We start from the raw sequence: 20,387 nt of genomic DNA, 5'->3' as shown, positions 1-20,387 counted from the left end.
GCGATCGGTGGTGCGGCGGCGCGACCACGAGGTCGCGTCCGGGACGGACGAGGAGGCGCGGGTCAGCCCTGCGAGGCGCGGTACGCCTCGAGTTGCCGCGGCCCGAACGCGTCGGGGATGACCTCGTCGATGGTCTTGAAGCCCGACACGGTGTCGAGCACCATGGCCTCGTCGGAGTGTTCGTAGAGCAGTTGGCGGCACCGACCGCAGGGCATCAGCACCCCGCCGTTGCCGTCGACGCAGGCGAAGGCGACCAGACGGCCGCCACCCGACATCACGAGGTCGGACACGAGCGAGCACTCGGCGCACAGGGTGATGCCGTACGACGCGTTCTCGACGTTGCAGCCCGAGACGATCCGCCCGTCGTCGGTGACGGCGGCGGCGCCCACCGGAAAGCGGGAGTACGGCACGTAGGCCTTGCGCATGGCGGCCCTGGCCGCCTCGCGGAGGGCGTCCCAGTCGGTCTCGGCGACGACCGACGCGCTGCTGCGGCCCGTCACGACTTGACGTAGGGCTTGCCGGAGGCCGCCGGGCCCCGGGACTGCCCGACCAGGCCGGCGACCGCGAAGATCGTCACGACGTACGGCAGCATGAGCATGAACTCGCTCGGCACCGGCGAGCCGATGGCCCCGAGCACGTTCTGCAGGTTGCTCGCGAAGCCGAACAGCAGCGCGGCGAGCGTGGCCCGGATGGGGTCCCACCGGCCGAAGATGACGGCCGCCAGGGCGATGAAGCCCGCGCCCGCCGTCATCTCCTTCTGGAAGTTGCCGAGCGAGCCGAGGGTGAAGTAGGCGCCGCCGAGACCGGCGACGGCACCGGCGAGCGAGACGTTCCAGAACCGGGTGGCGTTGACCTTGATGCCCACCGTGTCGGCCGCCTGCGGGTGCTCGCCGACCGACCGGAGGCGCAGCCCCCAACGGGTGCGGAACAGACCGTAGAAGACGACCGCGATCGCGACGTACATCAGGTACACGATGATCGTCTGACGGAAGAAGACCGGGCCGACGATGGGGATCTGGCTGAGGACGGGGACGTCGAGCTGCGGGAAGCGCACGCCGCGGTTGAGCGAGTCGGACTTCGACAGCACCTGCGAGTACAGGAAGCTCGTCAGGCCGGTCACCAGCACGTTGAGGACGACGCCCACGATGACCTGGTCGACGATGTAGCGGATGCTGAAGACGGCGAGGACCATCGACACGAGCACGCCGGCGATCATGGCGCCGACCAGGCCGACGTAGGCCGACCCGGTCGCCGAGGCGATCGTCGCCGAGACGAAGGCGCCGGCCAGCAGCTGACCCTCGATCGCCACGTTGACGACGCCCACGCGCTCGCTGATCACGCCGCCGAGGGCGCCGAAGATGAGCGGCGTGCTGAGCGCCAGGGCACCGAGCAGCAGACCCGGCACCGGGATCGTCTGGCCGGCGCTCGCCCACGTGAGGAAGCCCAGCAGGAAGAGCACGCCGAAGACGGCGACCAGCCAGATCGGCACCTTCTCGTAGCGCACGGCCCGGAGGACCGCGACGACGGTGATCACGGCCAGCAGCACCGTGAGCACGACCCCGGTGACGGTCGACGGGAGGACGGCGTCGGGCAGGGCGAAGAAGTCCGTGGCGGTCGAGAGCCGGAAGGTGCTCTCGCCGTCACGGGCCAGGCCGACGAACAGCACCGCCGCGACGACGGTGAAGATCGCGAAGGCGATCGGGGCCTTGAGGCTGCGGGTCGAGGCCCGGGCCAGGTCGGGCGACGGCGCGGCGGGGACCGCGGTGTCGGGGGTGAGCGTGCTCACTTGGTGACCACCGCCTCCTTGGTCGAGGCCTTGCGCACCGGGCGGACGCCCGGGGCCGGCAGACGGAAGATCGCTCGGACCAGCGGGGGCGCGGCCACGAACAACACGATGAGGGACTGCACGACGAGCACGATGTCGATCGGCACGCCGTTCGCGGCCTGCATGGAGTACCCACCGGCCTTGAGCGCGCCGAACAGGACGCCGGCGCCGAACACGCCCCAGGGCCGTGACCGACCGAGCAACGCCACGGTGATGGCGTCGAAGCCGATGCCCGCGTCGATGCCCGAGGTGAAGCCGCTGGTCAGCGTGCCGAGCACCTGCGTCGAACCCGCGACGCCCGCCAGGGCGCCCGAGATGAGCATCGCGTAGAGGTAGATGTTCTTGACGTTCATGCCCGCCGTGCGCGCGGCGTGCGGGTTCTCGCCCACGGCCCGGAACCGGAAGCCCAGCGTCGACCGGTTGATCAACCACCAGACGACCGCGGTGATGACGACGACCAGCACGAAGCCCCAGTTGAGGTTGTACCGCGAACCGAACAGGTCGGGCAGGATCGCCGTGTCGAGCGTCGCGGGCGACTTCGGGTTCGCGCTGCCCGGGGCCTGCAGCAGGCCCTGGGTCCGCAGCATGAAGGCCAGCAGGTAGAAGGCGATGTAGTTGAGCATGATCGTGAGGATCACCTCGTGGGCGCCGGTGCGGGCCTTCAGCAGACCGACGATGCCGCCCCAGAGCGCACCCGCGGCGATGCCGGCCGCGAGGGCGAGCGGCAGGTGCACGGCCAGGGGCAGGTGGAACGAGAAGCCCACCCACCCGGCGGCAGCCGACGCCATGAGCATCTGACCGCGGGCGCCGATGTTGAACAGGCCGACGCGGAAAGCCACGGCGACGCCGAGGCCGGCGGCGATCAGGGGCACGGCGTAGTTGAGCGTCTCGGTCAGGGGGCGGATGCCCGCCGCGAAGCCGTCGACCCGGAAGTTGTAGATCGCGCCCTGGAACAGCGACGAGTACGACCCGCCGACCGACGTCCAGAACGCCTGGAAGAAGTCGGCCGGACGCGAGAAGAAGTAGCCCAGCGTGCCCTGGACGGTCGTGTCGGTGAACCCGATCAACAGGCCCGAGACGACGAGCGCGAGCACGACGGCGAGCACCGAGATGGCGGCGTTGCCGGTCGTGATCTCTCGCAGGAGGCGCGAGCCGCGTCCCTCGGTCGACTCCGGTGACGACGGGGCGGGTGGCGTGCCCGGCCCCTGCGTGGTGGTCGTGGCGTCGGTCACGCTGCCTGCTCCGTTCCCTGCGGCATCTCGCCGGCCATCATGAGCCCCAGCACGTCGCGGGGGGTGTCCGCCGGCACGATGCCGACGATGGTGCCGCGGTACATCACCGCGATGCGGTCCGCGAGGGCGGCGACCTCGTCGAGCTCGGTCGAGACGACGATGACGGGCACGCCCTGGTCGCGGGTCTCGACGATGCGCTTGTGCACGAACTCGATCGAGCCCACGTCGATGCCGCGGGTGGGTTGCGCCGCGACGAAGAGCCGGAGGTCGCGGCTGAGCTCTCGCGCCAGGACGACCTTCTGCTGGTTGCCTCCCGAGAGGCGACCGGCCGGGGTGGTGATGCCCTGGGTGCGGATGTCGAACTCCTTCACCTTGGCGACCGCGAACGCCGCCAGCTCGGACAGCTTGAGCGACCCGCGCCGCACGAACGGGCCCGACTGCGACCGGTCGAGCATGAGGTTCTCGGCGACGGTGAACTCGCCGACGAGGCCGTCCTGGTTGCGGTCCTCGGGGACGAAGCCGACGCCGGCGTCGAGCACCTGGCGGACGCTGCGGCCCGTGATGTCGCGTCCGTCGAGTGCGACCCGGCCCTCGACGCGGGGCTGCAGGCCGAGGATCGCCTCGGTCAACTCGGTCTGGCCGTTGCCCTGGACCCCGGCGATGGCGAGGATCTCGCCGCGGCGGACCTCGAACGAGACGTCGTCGACGACGACCTGCCCGATGGGGTCGACGACCCGCAGGTTCTCGACGACGAGGGCGGCTTCGCCGGCCTCGGCCGGCGCCTTCTGGACGGTCAGCTCGACGGCGCGGCCGACCATGAGCGAGGCGAGCTCGGCGTTCGAGGCGCTCGGCTCGGCCTCGCCGACGACCTTGCCGAGGCGGATCACGGTGATGCGCGTGGCGACCTCGCGGACCTCACGGAGCTTGTGGGTGATGAAGACGATCGCGGTGCCCGCATCGCGGAGCTGACGCATGATGACCATCAGCTCGTCGGTCTCCTGTGGGGTCAGCACGGCCGTCGGCTCGTCGAAGACGAGCACCTTGGCGTCGCGCGAGAGGGCCTTGATGATCTCGACCCGCTGCTGCACGCCGACCGGCAGCTCCTCGACGAGGGCGTCGGGGTCGATGTCGAACCCGAACCGACCGCTGATCTCGCGCACCTTCGTGCGGGCCGCGGCGAGGTCGAGCCGTCCGCCGGCCCTGGTCTCTTCGTGGCCGAGCATGACGTTCTCGGCGACCGTGAAGACGGGGACGAGCATGAAGTGCTGGTGCACCATGCCGATGCCCGCGTTCATGGCGTCGCCGGGACCGGAGAAGTGCTGGACGGCGTCGTCGAGCAGGATCTCGCCCTCGTCGGCCTGGTACAGGCCGTAGAGCACGTTCATGAGCGTGGACTTGCCGGCCCCGTTCTCGCCGAGGAGGCAGTGGATCTCGCCGGGCTCGACGGTCAGGCTGATGTGGTCGTTGGCGGTCAGGGCGCCGAATCGCTTGGTGATGCCCCGCAGTTCGAGCTTCATCTCAGGTGGACACCTCGGGTCTAGGCAATCGGGTGGAGGGCGGGCGGTGCCGGATCGGGCGGCCCGCCCACGGGCGTGGACAGGGCCGGGAGCGACGGGGTGACCGTCGCTCCCGGCCCTGGGTCAGTCGATGCTAATCGATGACGGGAGGTGCGTTCGTCAGCTCGTCAGGGCCGACGGCGACTCGACCGTGATCGAACCGTCGATGATGCCGGCCTTGATCGTGTCGAGCTCGTCCTGCAGGCCGCTGTCGACCTTGTCGGCGTAGTCGTGGAAGGGCGCGATGCCGACGCCGTCGTTCTCGAGGGTGCCCACGTACGGGGTGCTCGAGAACTCGTCCTCGCTGGCCTGCGTGACGACCGCGTCGGTCGCCTGCTTGATGCCCTTCAGCACCGAGGTGAGGAAGAGGTCCTTGTTGGCGCTGTCGGTCTCGTAGGTGTCGCTGTCGGCACCGACCAGGACGACGTCCTTGCCGGAGTCGCGGATCGCCTCGGCGGCGCTCTGGTAGATCGGGCCACCGACCGGCAGGATGACGTCGGCGTTCTGGTCGATCAGCGTCTGGGCGCTCTGCTTGGCCGTGGTGCCGGCCTCGAAGCCACCGGTGAAGGTGCCGTTCTGCGAGGCGACGTCCCAGCCGACGACCTTGACGTCCTCGCCCTTCTGCTCGTTGTAGTACTTCACGCCGTCGGCGAAGCCGTCCATGAAGATCGTGACGGTCGGGAACTGCATGCCGCCGAAGGTGCCGACCACGCCGGTCTTCGAGTAGCTGGCCGCCGCGTAGCCCGCGAGGAACGCGGCCTCGGAGGTGTTGAACGTGATGGGCTGGACGTTGTCGGCCGTGATGGACGCGTCGTCGATCGTGGCGTAGTCGATGTTCGGGTTCGCCTCGGCAGCGGCCTTCGTGGCGTCGGCGAGCGCGAAGCCGACCGTGACGATCAGGTTGCAGCCCTGGTCGGCGAGGTTCGACAGGTTGGCGTCGTAGACGGTCTCGTCGGCGGACTCGACGGTCTTCGGGGTGGCACCGATGGTGTCGGCCGCCTCGTTGAGGCCCTCGTAGCCGAGCTGGTTGAACGACTTGTCGTCGAAGCCGCCGGCGTCGGAGACCATGCAAGGGACGAAGTCGCTCGAGGCGCCGCTGGTCGAGCCAGAGCCGCTCTCGGGGGCCGAGGCACAGCCGGCCAGGATGACGGCGGTGCTCGCCAGGGCGAGGCCGCTGAGCACGGCCTTGCGCGCAGTTGTAGTCAAGTTGTCCTCCAGGGTGCAGCCCGGCACGAGGCGCGCCGGGCGGGTATGGCTGACAGGTTACCTACTGTGACGGGCGCCGATGACCGCGGGGTGCTAGTGATGCCGAGGCGTTACACAGTCGCGACCACGACGTAACGAACGCGAAACCTCGACGGCCCCCCGACGCCCGACGCGACCGGTCAGAGGACGTCGCTGCGGCCGCTGAGCTTGAGGGCGTCGACGACGCCCTTCACCCGCTGGGCGTTGGCCGTCGTGGTGACGAGCAGGGCGTCGGGGGTGTCGACGACGATGATGTCGTTCACCCCGATGAGCGAGATGAGGCGTCCGCTGTTCGCCACGACGATGCCGCTCGAGCTGTCCGCGAGCACGCGGGCGTTCTCACCGAGGATGGCCAGGTCGCTCTTGCGTCCGCCGGCGTGCAGCTTCGCGATGGAGGCGAAGTCGCCGACGTCGTCCCAGTCGAAGTCGCCCGGCACGACGGCCAGGCGGCCGGAGGCCGCGGCCGGCTCGGCCACGGTGTAGTCGATGGCGATCTTCTGCAGCCCCGGCCAGACCTTGTCGACCACGGCACCGCGCCTCGGGGTGTCCCACGCCTCGGCCAGCTCCTCGATGCCGGCCAGCAGCTCGGGGCTCGTCTCACCCAGTTGCTCGAGCAGGCGGTCGGCGCGTGCGATGAACATGCCGCCGTTCCAGAGGTAGTCGCCGCCCGAGACGTACCGCTCGGCCGTCTCGAGGTCGGGCTTCTCGACGAACGACTCGACCGTCCGCGCGCTGGGGGCCCCCTCGATGTGCAGGGGCGCGCCGACGTGGATGTAGCCGAACCCGATGGCGGGTTCGGTGGGGGTGATGCCGATGGTGGCGATGTAGCCCTCGTCCGCCGCGACGATGGCCTCGCGGACGGCCCGGGCGAAGCCGCGGGTGTCGGCGATGACGTGGTCGGCGGCGAACGACCCGATGATCACGTCCGGCTCGCGGCGGCGGAGGACCGCCGCGGCGAGGCCGATCGCGGCGGTGCTGTCCTTCGGCTCGCTCTCGAGGACGACGTTGTGGTCGGCGAGGCCCGGCAGCTGCGACTCGACGGCGGCCCGGTGCGCCCGACCGGTGACGACCATGATGCGCTGGTCGCCGTTCAGCGGGGCCAGGCGGTCCCAGGTGCCCCGGAGCAACGTCGAACCGCTGCCGGTCAGGTCGTGCAAGAACTTCGGCGCGTCGGCACGGCTGAGCGGCCACAGACGCGACCCGATGCCACCGGCGGGGATGATGCTGTAGAACCGGTCGAGGCTTTCCTGGATCGTCATGCGTTCACCTTATCGACGCCCCTCCTCCATTCCGCCGCTCCCCTCCCGCCACCGTCGCCGGTGATGCTCGCACCACGAGCAGTCCGAGGAGGACCGATGCGAGTCGCAGTCGTGACCGAGAGCTTCCTGCCCACCGTCAACGGGGTCACCACCAGCGTGCTGCGCGTGCTCGACCACCTGGCTCGACACGGGCACGAGGCCCTCGTCGTCGCGCCGGCCGGTCGGGGCACGACGAGCTACGCGGGCTTCCCGGTGCACCGGGTGCCCTCGGTCGCCTACCGGCAGTTCCCCGTGGGGCTGCCGAACCCGCAGGTCGCGGCCGCCATCGCCGCGTTCCGGCCGGACGTCGTCCACGTCGCCTCGCCGTTCCTGCTCGGAGCCCAGGCCATCGCCGCCGCCGCCCGCCTCGGCGTGCCCTCGGTCGCCGTGTTCCAGACCGACGTCGCCCGGTACGCGGGGACGAACGGCCTCGGTCTCGGCTCGGCCGTCGCCTGGCGGCTCGTGCGCCGCATCCACGACCAGGCGACGACGACGCTGGTCCCCTCGCGCGCCTCCCTGCGGGACCTCGAGACGGCGGGCGTCCGACGACTCGAGACGTGGGGTCGCGGGGTCGACTCGGCCCTCTTCCACCCCAACCGGAAGTCGGGAGGGGCCGTCCGCTCGCTGCGTGAGTCGTGGGGAGCACCCGGGCAGGTGCTCGTGGGCTACGTGGGACGCCTGGCGCCCGAGAAGCAGGTCGAGCGGCTCGCCGCCCTGCGGCCCCTGCGCGGGGCCCGACTCGTCGTCGTGGGCGGCGGTCCGTCGCTGCCGGCCCTCCGCCGGCGCCTGCGACACCTCGACCCGGTCTTCACGGGGCCGCTGCACGGGGAGCACCTCGCCGACGCGTACGCCGCGCTGGACGTCTTCGTGCACACCGGGTCGACCGAGACCTTCGGACAGACCGTGCAGGAGGCCCACGCGAGCGGACTGCCGGTCGTGGCCCCGGCCGCCGGCGGGCCCCTCGACCTGGTGCGCCACGGCGTCGACGGGTTCCTCTTCGACCCGCGCCACGACCACTCGCTGCGGCGGGGCGTGCGGGCGCTGGTCGACTCGGACGACCTCCGGGCGCGCTTCGGCGAGGCAGGGAGGCGCGCGGTCGTCGGACGCACGTGGGAGGCCCTCGGCGGAGAACTCGTCGAGCACTACCGCCGGGCGATGGCGACCGTCCGCGACGGGGCCGAGCGCGCCTCCGTCGGCTGACCCCGCCGGCCGGGGTGCCGTCTTGTCTCGACGTCGAACGACTTCGGCGGGGCGGGGCCGCGGCCCGACTCGACGGGACCGTAGACTGAACGGGTTCTGAGAACGCCACCAGCGGACACGGCTGTCCCTCGTACCGACCGAGTGAGAGCGTCGTCCGCCTCATCCGCGAGGAGAAGTGCTCATGGCTGAGCAGTCGACGGGAACGGTCGCATCACCGGCAGGCAGACCGGATGCGCCGAAGATCAGCGCGCCCAAGGCGCCCGGCAAGATCGCGGGCACCCTGTACCGCGGTCGCGAGGGCATGTGGTCGTGGGTGCTGCACCGCATCACCGGCGTGAGCATCTACTTCTTCCTGCTCGTGCACATCCTCGACACCGCCCTCGTGCGCATCAGCCCCGAGGCCTACAACGCGGTGATCGGCACCTACAAGAACCCGATCATGGGGCTCGGCGAGACCGGCCTCGTGGCGGCGATCCTGTTCCACGCCCTGAACGGCCTGCGCATCATCCTGATCGACTTCTGGGGCCCGGGCACGAAGTACCAGCGCGTGATGTTCTGGGTCGTCATCGGCCTCGCCGTGGTCCTGTTCGCCGGCTTCGCGCCCCGCCACCTGATGAACGTCTTCTCGGAGTAGGACCATGACCACCCAGACCGTCGAAGCCCCGCGCTCGGCCCGCACGGCCCAGCGCTCCACCAACTACGAGAAGTGGGGCTGGATCTACATGCGCGCCAGCGGGCTGTTGCTCGTCGTGCTCGTCTTCGGCCACCTCTTCATCAACCTGCTCGCGAGCGAGGGCGGCGTCAAGGCCATCGACTTCGCCTTCGTCGCCGGCAAGTGGGCCAGCCCCTTCTGGCAGGTGTACGACACCCTGCTGCTCTGGCTGGCGTTGATCCACGGCACCAACGGCATGCGCACGATCGTCAACGACTACGTCTCGAAGCCCACCGTCCGCAAGGTGCTGCTCGTCACGCTGCTCGTGTCGACGGTCGTCCTGCTCGTGCTCGGGACGCTCGTGATCTACACGTTCGACCCGTGCCCCGCGAACGCCCCGGCCGACCTGCTGCCGTCGTTCTGCACCGCCGGCTAGCCACCCGGCCCACCGCCCGCCCCGGCCTCCGGCCGCACGTCCCCCACCGGAAAGAACCGTGACCACACCCTCCCCCGCCTCCGCCAGCACCGTCGTCGACGGCGTCCACTACCACCAGCACGACATCGTCATCGTCGGGGCCGGGGGTGCGGGCATGCGGGCGGCCATCGAGGCCGGCCCGAACGCCAGCACCGCGGTGATCTCGAAGCTGTACCCGACCCGTTCGCACACCGGTGCGGCCCAGGGCGGCATGGCGGCGGCCCTCGCGAACGTCGAGGACGACAACTGGGAGTGGCACACCTTCGACACCGTCAAGGGCGGCGACTACCTCGTCGACCAGGACGCGGCCGAGATCCTGGCGAAAGAGGCGATCGACGCCGTCCTCGACCTCGAGAACATGGGCCTGCCGTTCAACCGCACGCCCGAGGGCAAGATCGACCAGCGCCGCTTCGGCGGGCACACTGCCGAACACGGCAAGAACCCCGTCCGTCGCGCCTGCTACGCGGCCGACCGCACCGGTCACATGATCCTGCAGACGCTGTACCAGAACTGCGTCAAGCACGGCATCAACTTCTTCAACGAGTTCTACGTGCTCGACCTGATCATGGGCGAGATAGACGGTGAAGAACGCCCCGCCGGCGTCATCGCCTACGAGCTCTCGACCGGCGACCTGCACGTGTTCCAGGGCAAGGCCGTCATCTTCGCCACCGGCGGCTTCGGCAAGATCTACAAGACGACGTCGAACGCGCACACCCTGACCGGCGACGGCGTGGGCATCATCTGGCGCAAGGGCCTGCCGCTCGAGGACATGGAGTTCTTCCAGTTCCACCCGACCGGCCTGGCCGGTCTCGGCATCCTGCTCAGCGAGGCCGCACGCGGCGAGGGAGCGATCCTCCGCAACAGCGAGGGCGAGCGCTTCATGGAGCGCTACGCTCCCACCATCAAGGACCTCGCACCGCGCGACATCGTCGCCCGCTGCATGGCGACCGAGATCCGCGAGGGCCGGGGGGCCGGTCCGCACAAGGACTACGTCTACCTCGACATCACGCACCTCGACCCGGCCGTGATCGACGCGAAGCTGCCCGACATCACCGAGTTCGCTCGCACCTACCTCGGCGTCGAGCCCTACACCGAACCGGTGCCCGTGCTGCCGACGGCCCACTACGCCATGGGCGGCATCCCCACCAACGTCAAGGCCGAGGTGCTCCGCGACAACACCACCGTCGTGCCGGGCCTCTACGCCGCCGGCGAGTGCGCCTGCGTCAGCGTGCACGGCTCGAACCGCCTCGGCACCAACTCGCTGCTCGACATCAACGTCTTCGGCAAGCGTGCCGGCAACAACGCCGTCGAGTTCGTCAAGGACGCCCCCTTCGTGCCGCTCCCCGACGACCCGGCCGCCTTCGTCCGCGGCCTCGTCGAGGACGTCCGCAACGCGACCGGCACCGAGCGCATCGCCACGCTGCGGAAAGAGCTGCAGGACAGCATGGACCGCAACGCCCAGGTGTTCCGCACCGAAGAGACGCTCGACGAGGTCACCCACGTCATCGCCGACCTGCGCGAGCGGTTCAAGAACATCTCGGTGCAGGACAAGGGCAAGCGCTTCAACACCGACCTCCTCGAAGCGATCGAGCTGGGCTTCCTCCTCGACCTGGCCGAGGTCGTCGTCTACTCGGCGAGGTCGCGGCAGGAGAGCCGGGGCGGGCACTTCCGGGAGGACCACCCCACCCGCGACGACGCCAACTGGCTCGTCCACACCATGGCGTACCTGACCGGCGACGCGCACTCGTCGCTGGCCGGCGACCACATCCGCCTCGACACCAAGCCCGTCGTGATCACGAACTACCAGCCGATGGAACGGAAGTACTGACATGAGCACCGCTGTCCTCGAGAACGCGCCCCAGGGCTCCGACGCCGTCCCCACGTTCACGGCCACCCTGATCATCCGACGCTTCGACCCCGAGGTCGACGACGAGCCCCGCTGGCAGGACTTCGACGTCCAGGTGCTGCCGACCGACCGCGTGCTCGACGCCCTGCACCAGATCAAGTGGGAGCAGGACGGCTCGTTGACGTTCCGCCGCTCGTGCGCCCACGGCGTCTGCGGCTCGGACGCCATGCGCATCAACGGCCGCAACCGCCTGGCCTGCAAGACGCTGATCAAGGACCTCGACATCTCGCAGCCGATCTACGTCGAGGCCATCAAGGGCCTGCCCCTCGAGAAGGACCTCGTCGTCGACATGGAGCCCTTCTTCCAGTCGTACCGCGAGATCCAGCCGTTCCTGATGGCGTCGTCGAAGCCCGAGAAGGAGCGCCTGCAGAGCGCCACGCAGCGGGAGCGCTTCGACGACACCACGAAGTGCATCCTCTGCGCGGCGTGCACCTCGAGCTGCCCGGTCTTCTGGACCGACGGCCAGTACTTCGGCCCTGCCGCGATCGTGAACGCCCACCGCTTCATCTTCGACTCCCGCGACGAGGGTGCCCAGGTGCGGCTCGACATCCTCAACGACAAAGAGGGCGTCTGGCGCTGCCGGACCACCTTCAACTGCACCGAGGCGTGCCCCCGTGGCATCCAGGTGACCCAGGCCATCGCCGAGGTCAAGCAGGCCGTGCTGCGCGGACGCGCCTGAGCCCGGGAGACCGGCTGCCCGGGCGACCGGCTCACGCACGAGGGCCCGACCACCACGGTGGTCGGGCCCTCGTGCGTGCCGGCTCGGGTGCTGGCGACGCGTCAGTCGTCCTCGACGATGCACGCGGCCTCGAGGCCCAGCGCGAGGCGGAGCGCGACCGAGACGCCGACCTCACCCTCGTCTCCCATCGGGGCGACGGCGTCGATCCAGAAGACCGGGAGGCGCACCGTGGGCGGGTCGGGCAGCAGACGGCCGATCTCGCCCGCGTCGGTCAGCTCGGCCGCTTGGTACACGGTGAGCAGGGGCACCCCGCCCGCCGCGAACACCTGGAGGGCGTCGCCGCCGTCGATCTCGCGCACGCCGAGCGAGTCGTCCACGGCGCGGGCCGCGGTGACGAGGTCGAGCTGGTCGTAGACGTGCGGGCTCAGGATGGTGATGTCGCGCGGCATCAGGCCTCGTCCTCGGCGGGGCCGTCACCCTCGAGCGAGCTCTCGTGCAGGAGGTCGAGTTCGTGGAGGTCTTCCTCCCAGGCCTGCAGCAACGGGCTGGCGACGAGCTGGGCGAGCCGCTCGGGTCCCACGACCTCGAGGGTGCGATGCAGGGCGTTCCAGCCCGAGGTGCCGGCGTCGCCGAGTGGGACCACGTAGGCGGGCAGACGCGGGCGGCCGACGACGACGACGGGGCGTTCGGCGTCCAGCGTGGATCGCTCGAGCCCGAGGCGGCGGACGGACGGGGCGCCGATCAGCAGTGCGACCGGGTTCGGCGGCGGGTACGTGACGGCACGGACGCACCGGTCGGACTCGCCCTCTCGGGCGATGACGAGGGCGAAGGTCGGCAGCGACGAGCCGGCGATCTCGGCGAGGGCGTCGGTCAGGCGGGCGATGGCGTCGTCGAGGGACCCGTCGACCACGTCGACCGTCACGGCGGTCGTCTCCTCGATGCCGTGGTCGGTGACGCGTGCGGTGATGGTGGCCGACAGGTGCGGACCCTCCACCACGACGCGGACCGTCTCGGGCGCCTCATGGCGTGCGTGCTGCGTGAGGACCCATCGATCCCAGCCGTGCACGAGCGGCTCGGTCGCGCCCCAACGGGTCGGGACGGAGCCCGAGGCGGCCCCGGCCAGGGTCTCGAGCGCGCCTCCCAGGCTCGTGTCGTGCGACGCGCGGTGCAGCACGGTGAGGTCGACGCTCAACTGACGGGTCGTGTCGACGGCGTCCGCGATGACCGGCAGCCGCTCGGCGGCGGGGACGTCGACGGTCGACGCGTCGACCTCGGCGGCCGCGGCGTCGACGCCGTCGTAGGGCACGCCGGTCAGACCGTCGCGCAGGCGGTCGGCGTCGTCGTGGACCACCCAGACTCCCCCGGCAGCCACCAGGGCCGCCCGCAGGCCGACGGTCAGTCGTGACCGCTCGCTCGTGACGAGCACGACCCGGCGCCCCGTCGCGGGTCGGCCGAGGAGGTCGGCGAGCGGACGGCTCAGCCGGACGACGCGGGCCCTGCTGTCGACACGGACCGCTCGCGACGAGATCGCGTCGACCAACGGGTGTCGGATAGGGGTGCCCACCCGTCGATTCTGCTCCGTGCTCGGCCGCCGTGACCGGATGCACGGCGGACTCGGACGTGCGCGGCCCGAGGTGGCCCGAGCGGCCTAGGCTGGGTCACCGTCATCGCCACCGACCCCGAGAGGCACGCCATGGACGACGTCCGACGTCTCGATCGACGGCCCCTCGCGGTCGTCCCCCGGCCGATCTCGTGAGGCGTCGCCCCTACCGCAACGGCGAGCGGCCCGTCGACCAGCGTGAACGTCGACGTGCCTTCTCGGCCGCCCTCCGGACGCGGCCGCCGGTGCGTCCGGCCGTCGACCGTGCGACGGGGCGCGCCCTGGCCCGACTCGACGAGCTCGTCGAGAAGGCCCTCGTCTCGGGCGAGCACGACCGCCTGCTCGACGAGACCCGCGTCTCGACCTGGCCCCGCGAGCTGGACGCCGTCGTCTCGGTGGTCGTCGACAGGCTCGACCCGCCTCCGTCGGTCGACCGTGCCGCGGTCGCGGCCGCCGTCGCCGACAACCTGGAGGCGCGGTTCGGCCTGCGACCCGGAGCCTCGCCGACCGAGCGGTCGGTCGTCCTCTGGCAGTCGGTCGCCGGAGCGGACTCGCGGCTCGCCGAGACCGGCTGGGAGCGCGACGTGCTCTCGGACGACCGGGAGGCGCTGGCCGAGTTCTTCGCGTCGGACGGCGACCCCGTGCGGGCCCGCCTCACGCGGTCGTCGGGCCGCCTGCACCTCGAGCTGCGGGGCACGAACGCCCCCGTCGGCGACCGCTCGTCGTCGTACGCGGTCCTGTCGCGGTCGAGCACGCTCGTGTTGGTCGACGACCCGCGCGGCCTCGTGTCGGTGCTCGACGACGACGCCGCCGGAGCGATCCGCGACGCGGTCGTGGCGTGGGGCGAACTCGCCGACCACCTGGACGAGCGGCGAGCCGAGGTCTCGGGCCGCTGACGCGGCCCGACGACCGGAACGGGTCGACGTCCAGGACGGATCGGCGACCGGAACGGAACCGCCGACAGGAGCCGACCCGTCGACGCGAGCGGCGCCGGCGATCCGGGTGCGGCCGCCGGTCCGAACGGGCCCGCCGGTCCGGACGGGCCCGTGTCGGGCCCGCCCGTCAGCTCAGACGGTGACGGCCTCGGCCGCGGCCCGCGCCCCGGCTGCCGTGGTGGCCGCGACGGCGGCGGTCGCGAGTTCGCGCGCCTGGTCGAGCGTGTAGCGCGACAGCTCGAGCCGCACGTCGGCGAGCGCGGCCGGCGTCATCGAGAGGGTCGTCGCCCCGAGGCCGACGAGCACGACGGCGAGCAGCGGGTCGGCCGCCGCCTCGCCGCAGATGCCGACGGGCTTGCCCGCCGCGGCCCCGGCGTCGCCCAAGGACTTCACCAGGCGCAGGACGGCGGGGTGCCACGGGTCCTGGTAGGCCGCCACGGACCCGAGCATGCGGTCGGCCGCCATCGTGTACTGCGTGAGGTCGTTGGTGCCGACGCTGACGAAGTCGGCGGACGCGAAGATCTGGTCGGCGAGCACGGCGAGCGAGGGCACCTCGGCCATCACGCCGACCGTCTTGAGCCCGAGCTCGCGGCCCAGCGTGACGAAGTACTCGGTCTCTTCGGCGTCGCTCACCATCGGGGCCATGACCCAGAGGTCGGCGGTCGTCGCGGCCTGGGCCGCCGCGAGGGCGGTCAGCTGGTCGCGGAGGATGTCCTCTTTGACGCGGAGGGCCCGCAGGCCGCGCAGGCCCAGGGCCGGGTTCTCCTCGTGGGCGTCGTTCAGGAAGCTCAGCGGCTTGTCGGCGCCGGCGTCGAGGGCGCGCACGACCACCTTCTTGCCGGGGAAGGCCTCGAGCAACGCGGTGTAGCTGCTGGTCTGGCTCTCGACGGTCGGCGCGGACGAGTTGCCGAGGAAGAGGAACTCGGTGCGGAACAGGCCGACGCCCTCGGCGCCCAGTTCGATCGCCCCCGCGGCCTCGGCCGGTGCTCCCAGGTTCGCGAGGAGCGGGACGGCGTGGCCGTCGGCGAGGGCGCCGTCGGTCAGGGGCGCCGCGGCCGCGGCCGCCCGGTCGGCGATGCGCTTCTCGGCCTCGGCGACCTCGTCGGGCGACGGGTCGACCGTGACGACGCCGCTCGCGGCGTCCGCGACGACCACGGTGCCGTCGACGAGGTCGAGGGCGCCGGTCACGCCGACGATCGCGGGGATGGACTTCGACCGGGCGAGGATGGCGGTGTGCGAGGTGGGCCCGCCGTCACGGGTGACGAGGGCGAGCACCTTGTCGAGGTCGAGCAGGGCGGTGTCGGCCGGCGCCAGGTCGGGGGCGACGAGCACGAACGGGGTGTCGCTCTCGGGCACGCCGGGAGCCGGGACGCCGCGCAGCGCGGCGATGACGCGCTGCGCCACGTCGCCGAGGTCGGTCGCCCGCTCGGCCATGTAGCCGCCCATGCCGATCAGGAGGTCCTGGAAGGCGGCGAACGCCTCGTGCACGGCGCGCTCGCCCGTGCGGCCGTCGTCGATGCGGGCCTTCACGTCGTCGGTGAGGGTGGGGTCCTGGGCCATCAGCGACTGCGCGTCGAGGACGTCCTTGGCCTCGCCACCGGCCTTCTCGCCCCGCGCGGTGAGGTCGGCCGCGACCGCGAACAGGGCCTTGAGCACGCCGTCGTACTCGAGGGCCGCGTCGGCCGTCCGGGGGTCGGTGCCCGGCTCGGGCAGCGGATCGGGCATCTTCTTGACGGGGCCGACGGCCACTCCACGTCCGACGCCAACGCCCTGTAGTGCCACGGTGAACCTCTTCGAGTCTCGATGGTGGAGACGTGCGGCAGGACGCCGGGCACGCTCACGGTCGGTCCATCGTAGACGGATCGCCCGGGCGTCCGGTCCGTGCCGATCAGGCGGGTCGCCGCGGCGTCGGTCCGGACGCCCCGGCGGACGGACCGGCCCCCGTACCCTGGACGCATGCGCGCGCCGTGGACCCGACGACCGACGCCCGACCCGGTCGAGGCGGCCCGCGCCTCCTCGGCCGTCCGCCCCTCGGCGCGGGCCCGTCGGGCCGGGTCGCGCGTCGTGGGGTCGCGACCGACCCGGGTGCTGGCCCGGCACGTCACGTCGAAGGGGCCGCTGCTGGCGGCGGGGCTGACCTACCAGGCGTTGTTCGCGCTCTTCGCGGCGCTCTGGGTGGGCTTCTCGGTGGCGGGCTTCGTCGTCTCGGGCGACGTCCTGCTGCGCGACGAGCTGATCGTCTTCATCCGGTCGGCCGTCCCCGGCCTCATCCAGGACGCCGACGGCACGGGCGTCGTCGACCCCGGGCTGCTGCTCGACGCGTCGGTCTTCGGCTGGACCGGCGCCGTGGCCCTCGTCGGCCTGCTCGTGTCGTCCATCACGCTGCTCGGCAGCATGCGCGACTGCGTGCGCATCGTGTTCCGGGCACCGCAGCCGGTCACGCCCCTGGGGCGGCTGATCGTGCGCGACCTCGGGTTGGCGCTCGCCTTCGGAGCCGCCGTCGTCGTGTCGGCGACGCTCTCGCTGCTGAGCACCACGGCGGTCTCGGGCCTGCTGTCCGGGGTGGGCGTCCCGGTGCGGTCGCTGCTCGGCGAGACGACCCTCCGCGTGGTCGGCGTGCTGCTCGTCTTCGTCTTCGAGACCGCCGTGCTGGCCGTGCTCTTCCGCGTGCTGGCCGGGCTGCACATCCCCTTCCGACGGCTGCTCTCGGGGGCCGTCATCGGGGCGGCCGGCTTCGTCTCGCTGACGTTGGTCGGAGGCGTCGTGCTGCGGAGCACGGGGTCGAACCCCCTGGTGGCCTCGTTCGCGGCGATCGTCGGCCTGCTGGTCGTCATCAACCTGCTCTGCCAGGTGCTGCTGCTCAGCGCGGGCTGGATCGCCGTCGGCATGGACGACCTCGGCGTGCACGCCGACCCGCACCAGGAGGCCGAGCGCCTGCGCCGCCTCGAAGAGGACCGCCTGGCCGAGGAGGCGCGGGCCCGGTCGCGTCGCGGCCGTCTCGTCACCGGCGCCCGCGGCCTGCTCGCGCGGTCGCTGCGGGCCGTGCGCCCGGGCGACCCGCCCGACGTCCCGCCCCCCGGCCTCCCGGTCGAGCCCCGTGACGGTGCCCGCCGCTAGTCTGGAGCCCATGTCCACGCGCCTCCGTCTCGCCACCGTCAACGTCAACGGCGTCCGCGCCGCGTTCCGCAAGGGCATGGGCGACTGGCTGTCGGCACGCGACGTCGACGTCCTCACCCTGCAAGAGGTCCGCGCGTCCACCGACGACCTCGAGGGCCTGCTCGGCCCCGAGTGGAACGTCGTGCACGACCCGGCGACCGCCAAGGGCCGGGCCGGCGTCGCGATCGCGAGCCGGGGCAAGGCCCACGTGCACCGGGTCGAGCTCGGCCCCGACGACTTCGACAGCGCCGGCCGCTGGCTCGAGGCCGACTACGAGATCGACGGCACCGTCGTGACCGTGGTCAGCACGTACGTCCACTCGGGCGAGGTCGACACCCCCAAGCAAGACGAGAAGTGGAAGTTCCTCGACGCGATGTCGGCCAGGCTGCCCGAGCTCGCGGCGCACAACGAGCTCTCGGTGGTCACCGGCGACCTCAACGTCGGGCACCGCGAGCTCGACATCAAGAACTGGAAGGGCAACGTCAAGCGCGCCGGCTTCCTGCCCCGCGAACGGTCGTACTTCGACCGGTTCCTCGGCCCGGCGGGCGAGCAGGTCGAGACCGTCGACGGCACCGGCGGCGAGGGCCTCGGCTGGGTCGACGTGGGCCGACGGTTCGCGGGCGAGGTCGAGGGGCCCTACTCGTGGTGGTCCTGGCGAGGCCAGGCCTTCGACAACGACACCGGTTGGCGCATCGACTACCAGCTCGCGACCCCGTCGCTCGCCGACGCCGTCGAGCACTACGTCGTCGACCGCGCCGCCGCCTACGACCAGCGGTGGTCCGACCACGCGCCGGTCGTCGTCGACTACCGTCTCTGAACCGCGCCTCCCCGTCCTGCGCCGCCCCGCCTCGCACCTCCCCTGTCTCGCACCTCCCCCGTGTCGCACCACCCCACCGAGGACCACATGACCAAGCCCCGCCTCTTCTCCGGAATGCAGCCGTCCGCCGACTCCCTCCACGTCGGCAACTACATCGGTGCGCTCCAGCAGTGGAAGTCCCTGCAGACCACGCACGACGCCCTCTTCTGCGTCGTCGACCTGCACGCCATCACCGTCCCGCAAGACCCTGCCGCGCTGCGGGCGCAGATCCGAGGGACGGCCGCCCAGTACATCGCGGCGGGCATCGACCCGTCGCGGTCGACCCTGTTCATCCAGTCGCACGTGCCGGCCCACACCCAGCTGGCCTGGGTGCTGAACACGCTGACCGGCTTCGGCGAGGCCAGCCGCATGACCCAGTTCAAGGACAAGGCGGCCAAGCAGGGTTCCGACGCGGCCTCGCTGGGCCTCTTCGCCTACCCCACGCTGATGGCCGCCGACATCCTGCTCTACCAGGCCGAGACGGTGCCGGTCGGTGACGACCAACGACAACACGTCGAGCTGACGCGCGACCTCGCGACCCGGTTCAACTCGCGCTTCGGCGAGACGTTCGTCGTGCCCGAGGCGACGATCCAGAAAGAGTCGGCGCGCATCTACGACCTCCAGTCCCCCGAGTCGAAGATGAGCAAGTCGGCGACGACCGACTCGGGCGTCGTGTGGATGCTCGACGAGCCGAGCCGCACCGCCAAGAAGATCAAGTCGGCCGTCACCGACGCCGAGCGCGAGATCCGCTTCGACCGCGGCTCGAAGGCGGGCGTCTCGAACCTGCTCACGATCCTCTCGTCGTTCTCGGGCGACAGCGTCGCCGACCTCGAGGAGCGCTACGTCGGCCGCGGCTACGGCGACCTGAAGAAAGACACGGCGGAAGCCGTCGTCGAGACGTTCGCGCCGGTCCGCGCCCGGGCACTCGAACTGCTCGACGACCCGGCGGAGCTCGATCGCATCCTCGCGGTCAACGCCGACCGTGCGAACGAGATCGCCCAGGTCACGATCGACACCGTGTACGACCGCATCGGCTTCGTCCGCAAGGCCTGACCGTGCTGCCGTTCGTGCTCGCGTCACCGACCCTCGAGTTGCTGGCGCCGAGCGCGGCCGACGTGCCCGCGATCGTCGACGCCTGCCAGGACGAGACCCTGCGGCGGTTCACCACGGTCCCCGTGCCGTACGACCGGTCGGACGCCGAGTTCTTCCTCCGGCGCATCGTCGACGACGGCTGGGCCACCGGTCGTGAGTTCACCTGGGGCCTGCGACGACCGGGCTCCGGTCTGCTCGAAGGCATCATCAGCGTGCGGCTGCGGTCGTCCGACGTCGGCTTCTGGACGGCACCGGCCTCGAGGGGCCGGGGCCTCATGACCGGCGCGCTGAGCCTGGTGGCCGACTGGGCCTTCGAGGGCGGAGCACTGCGAGAGCTCTTCTGGGAGGGCTACGTCGGCAACGACGCCTCCGCCGCCGTGGCCCGGCACGTCGGCTTCACCTACCAGGGGGTCGGCCCGGGCCTGCACCCGGGTCGCGACGGCGGACGTCCCCTCTGCTGGAAGGCCCGGCTCCGTCCCGGCGACGAGCGGTCGGCGCGACCGGGCTGGCCCGACCTGGGCGGCCGGTCGGCCGGTCCGGGCCGACCGGCGGAATACCGCGACGCCGACGGCGTTGAGTCCGTCGGCGACGCCGGAGACGGCGTCCGCAGACCATCCCCCGACCCGCACGCCCTGGCGCGTGACCGTTCCCTCCCGGAGGCACCGTGAGCACCGACGCGA

Annotated in this window: 19 protein-coding genes; 10 read left to right on the top strand and 9 right to left on the bottom strand. The window is 71.6% G+C overall.

Annotated features, from left to right (window positions below; all coding sequences use genetic code 11):
* Positions 1-62: 62 nt before the first annotated feature.
* The 6 genes from AC3CCI_RS12155 to AC3CCI_RS12130 all read right to left on the bottom strand — a co-directional run bounded on the left by AC3CCI_RS12155 (position 63) and on the right by AC3CCI_RS12130 (position 7,117).
* On the bottom strand, positions 63-500 hold the full coding sequence (locus tag AC3CCI_RS12155) for a cytidine deaminase (RefSeq protein ID WP_354593127.1): 438 nt from the start codon (positions 498-500) through the stop codon (positions 63-65).
* Positions 497-1,786 (bottom strand): ABC transporter permease, encoded by a 1,290-nt coding sequence (locus AC3CCI_RS12150; RefSeq protein WP_488627343.1) that lies wholly within the window; start codon positions 1,784-1,786, stop codon positions 497-499. Before AC3CCI_RS12150 ends, AC3CCI_RS12155 begins: the two co-directional genes overlap by 4 nt.
* Complete coding sequence (locus AC3CCI_RS12145; protein WP_488627342.1) at positions 1,783-3,057, bottom strand: ABC transporter permease; 1,275 nt, start codon at positions 3,055-3,057, stop codon at positions 1,783-1,785. Before AC3CCI_RS12145 ends, AC3CCI_RS12150 begins: the two co-directional genes overlap by 4 nt.
* On the bottom strand, positions 3,054-4,574 hold the full coding sequence (locus AC3CCI_RS12140; protein ID WP_488627341.1) for an ABC transporter ATP-binding protein: 1,521 nt from the start codon (positions 4,572-4,574) through the stop codon (positions 3,054-3,056). The genes AC3CCI_RS12145 and AC3CCI_RS12140 overlap by 4 nt, the downstream gene beginning before the upstream one ends.
* A 159-nt stretch (positions 4,575-4,733) precedes the next feature.
* Positions 4,734-5,819 carry a BMP family lipoprotein gene (locus AC3CCI_RS12135; protein WP_488627340.1) on the bottom strand — a complete coding sequence of 362 codons (1,086 nt, stop codon included), beginning with the start codon at positions 5,817-5,819 and terminating at the stop codon, positions 4,734-4,736.
* Between the two features lie 179 nt (positions 5,820-5,998).
* A complete protein-coding gene (locus tag AC3CCI_RS12130) occupies positions 5,999-7,117 on the bottom strand; it encodes a mannose-1-phosphate guanylyltransferase (protein ID WP_354593131.1) in 1,119 nt (372 codons plus the stop codon).
* Positions 7,118-7,213: 96 nt separating this feature from the next.
* Here AC3CCI_RS12130 and AC3CCI_RS12125 point away from each other — a divergent pair, with 96 nt between their 5' ends.
* The 5 genes from AC3CCI_RS12125 to AC3CCI_RS12105 all read left to right on the top strand — a co-directional run bounded on the left by AC3CCI_RS12125 (position 7,214) and on the right by AC3CCI_RS12105 (position 12,068).
* On the top strand, positions 7,214-8,356 hold the full coding sequence (locus AC3CCI_RS12125; protein WP_354593132.1) for a glycosyltransferase family 4 protein: 1,143 nt from the start codon (positions 7,214-7,216) through the stop codon (positions 8,354-8,356).
* A 181-nt stretch (positions 8,357-8,537) separates the two neighbouring features.
* Positions 8,538-8,990 (top strand): succinate dehydrogenase, cytochrome b556 subunit, encoded by a 453-nt coding sequence (gene sdhC, locus AC3CCI_RS12120; protein WP_354593133.1) that lies wholly within the window; start codon positions 8,538-8,540, stop codon positions 8,988-8,990.
* 4 nt (positions 8,991-8,994) lie between these two features.
* Complete coding sequence (sdhD, locus tag AC3CCI_RS12115) at positions 8,995-9,444, top strand: succinate dehydrogenase, hydrophobic membrane anchor protein (RefSeq protein ID WP_354593134.1); 450 nt, start codon at positions 8,995-8,997, stop codon at positions 9,442-9,444.
* A gap of 58 nt (positions 9,445-9,502) precedes the next feature.
* Positions 9,503-11,311 carry a succinate dehydrogenase flavoprotein subunit gene (gene sdhA / locus AC3CCI_RS12110; RefSeq protein WP_354593135.1) on the top strand — a complete coding sequence of 603 codons (1,809 nt, stop codon included), beginning with the start codon at positions 9,503-9,505 and terminating at the stop codon, positions 11,309-11,311.
* A gap of 1 nt (position 11,312) precedes the next feature.
* Positions 11,313-12,068, top strand: coding sequence for a succinate dehydrogenase iron-sulfur subunit (locus tag AC3CCI_RS12105; RefSeq protein ID WP_354593136.1), 756 nt, complete (start codon positions 11,313-11,315; stop codon positions 12,066-12,068).
* 101 nt (positions 12,069-12,169) lie between these two features.
* Here the strand turns inward: AC3CCI_RS12105 and AC3CCI_RS12100 are convergent, their stop codons facing one another.
* Positions 12,170-12,517 (bottom strand): hypothetical protein, encoded by a 348-nt coding sequence (locus AC3CCI_RS12100; RefSeq protein ID WP_488627339.1) that lies wholly within the window; start codon positions 12,515-12,517, stop codon positions 12,170-12,172.
* The gene (locus tag AC3CCI_RS12095) at positions 12,517-13,632 is read right to left on the bottom strand and encodes a DUF6177 family protein (RefSeq protein ID WP_488627338.1); all 1,116 of its coding nucleotides are present in this window, start codon (positions 13,630-13,632) and stop codon (positions 12,517-12,519) included. Before AC3CCI_RS12095 ends, AC3CCI_RS12100 begins: the two co-directional genes overlap by 1 nt.
* 188 nt (positions 13,633-13,820) lie before the next feature.
* On the opposite strand from AC3CCI_RS12095, the gene AC3CCI_RS12090 reads away from it, so the two are divergent.
* Positions 13,821-14,564, top strand: a complete 744-nt coding sequence (locus tag AC3CCI_RS12090; RefSeq protein WP_488627337.1) for a hypothetical protein — start codon at positions 13,821-13,823, stop codon at positions 14,562-14,564.
* A gap of 171 nt (positions 14,565-14,735) precedes the next feature.
* Here the strand turns inward: AC3CCI_RS12090 and ptsP are convergent, their stop codons facing one another.
* Entirely contained in the window at positions 14,736-16,385 is a 1,650-nt protein-coding gene (gene ptsP, locus AC3CCI_RS12085) for a phosphoenolpyruvate--protein phosphotransferase (protein ID WP_488627336.1), read from the bottom strand.
* Between the two features lie 174 nt (positions 16,386-16,559).
* Here ptsP and AC3CCI_RS12080 point away from each other — a divergent pair, with 174 nt between their 5' ends.
* The 4 genes from AC3CCI_RS12080 (at position 16,560) to AC3CCI_RS12065 (ending at position 20,375) form a co-directional block, all read left to right on the top strand.
* Positions 16,560-17,720, top strand: a complete 1,161-nt coding sequence (locus AC3CCI_RS12080) for a YihY/virulence factor BrkB family protein (protein WP_354593141.1) — start codon at positions 16,560-16,562, stop codon at positions 17,718-17,720.
* A gap of 10 nt (positions 17,721-17,730) precedes the next feature.
* Positions 17,731-18,576, top strand: a complete 846-nt coding sequence (locus tag AC3CCI_RS12075) for an exodeoxyribonuclease III (RefSeq protein WP_354593142.1) — start codon at positions 17,731-17,733, stop codon at positions 18,574-18,576.
* Between the two features lie 87 nt (positions 18,577-18,663).
* Entirely contained in the window at positions 18,664-19,668 is a 1,005-nt protein-coding gene (gene trpS / locus AC3CCI_RS12070; protein ID WP_354593143.1) for a tryptophan--tRNA ligase, read from the top strand.
* Positions 19,669-19,670: 2 nt separating this feature from the next.
* A complete protein-coding gene (locus AC3CCI_RS12065) occupies positions 19,671-20,375 on the top strand; it encodes a GNAT family N-acetyltransferase (protein ID WP_354593144.1) in 705 nt (234 codons plus the stop codon).
* Positions 20,376-20,387 lie beyond the last annotated feature (12 nt).

This window comes from Frigoribacterium sp. CF331 (genome assembly GCF_057787905.1).
Note: the sequence above shows the minus strand (reverse complement) of the source record. Positions and strands in the feature narration are given on the sequence as shown.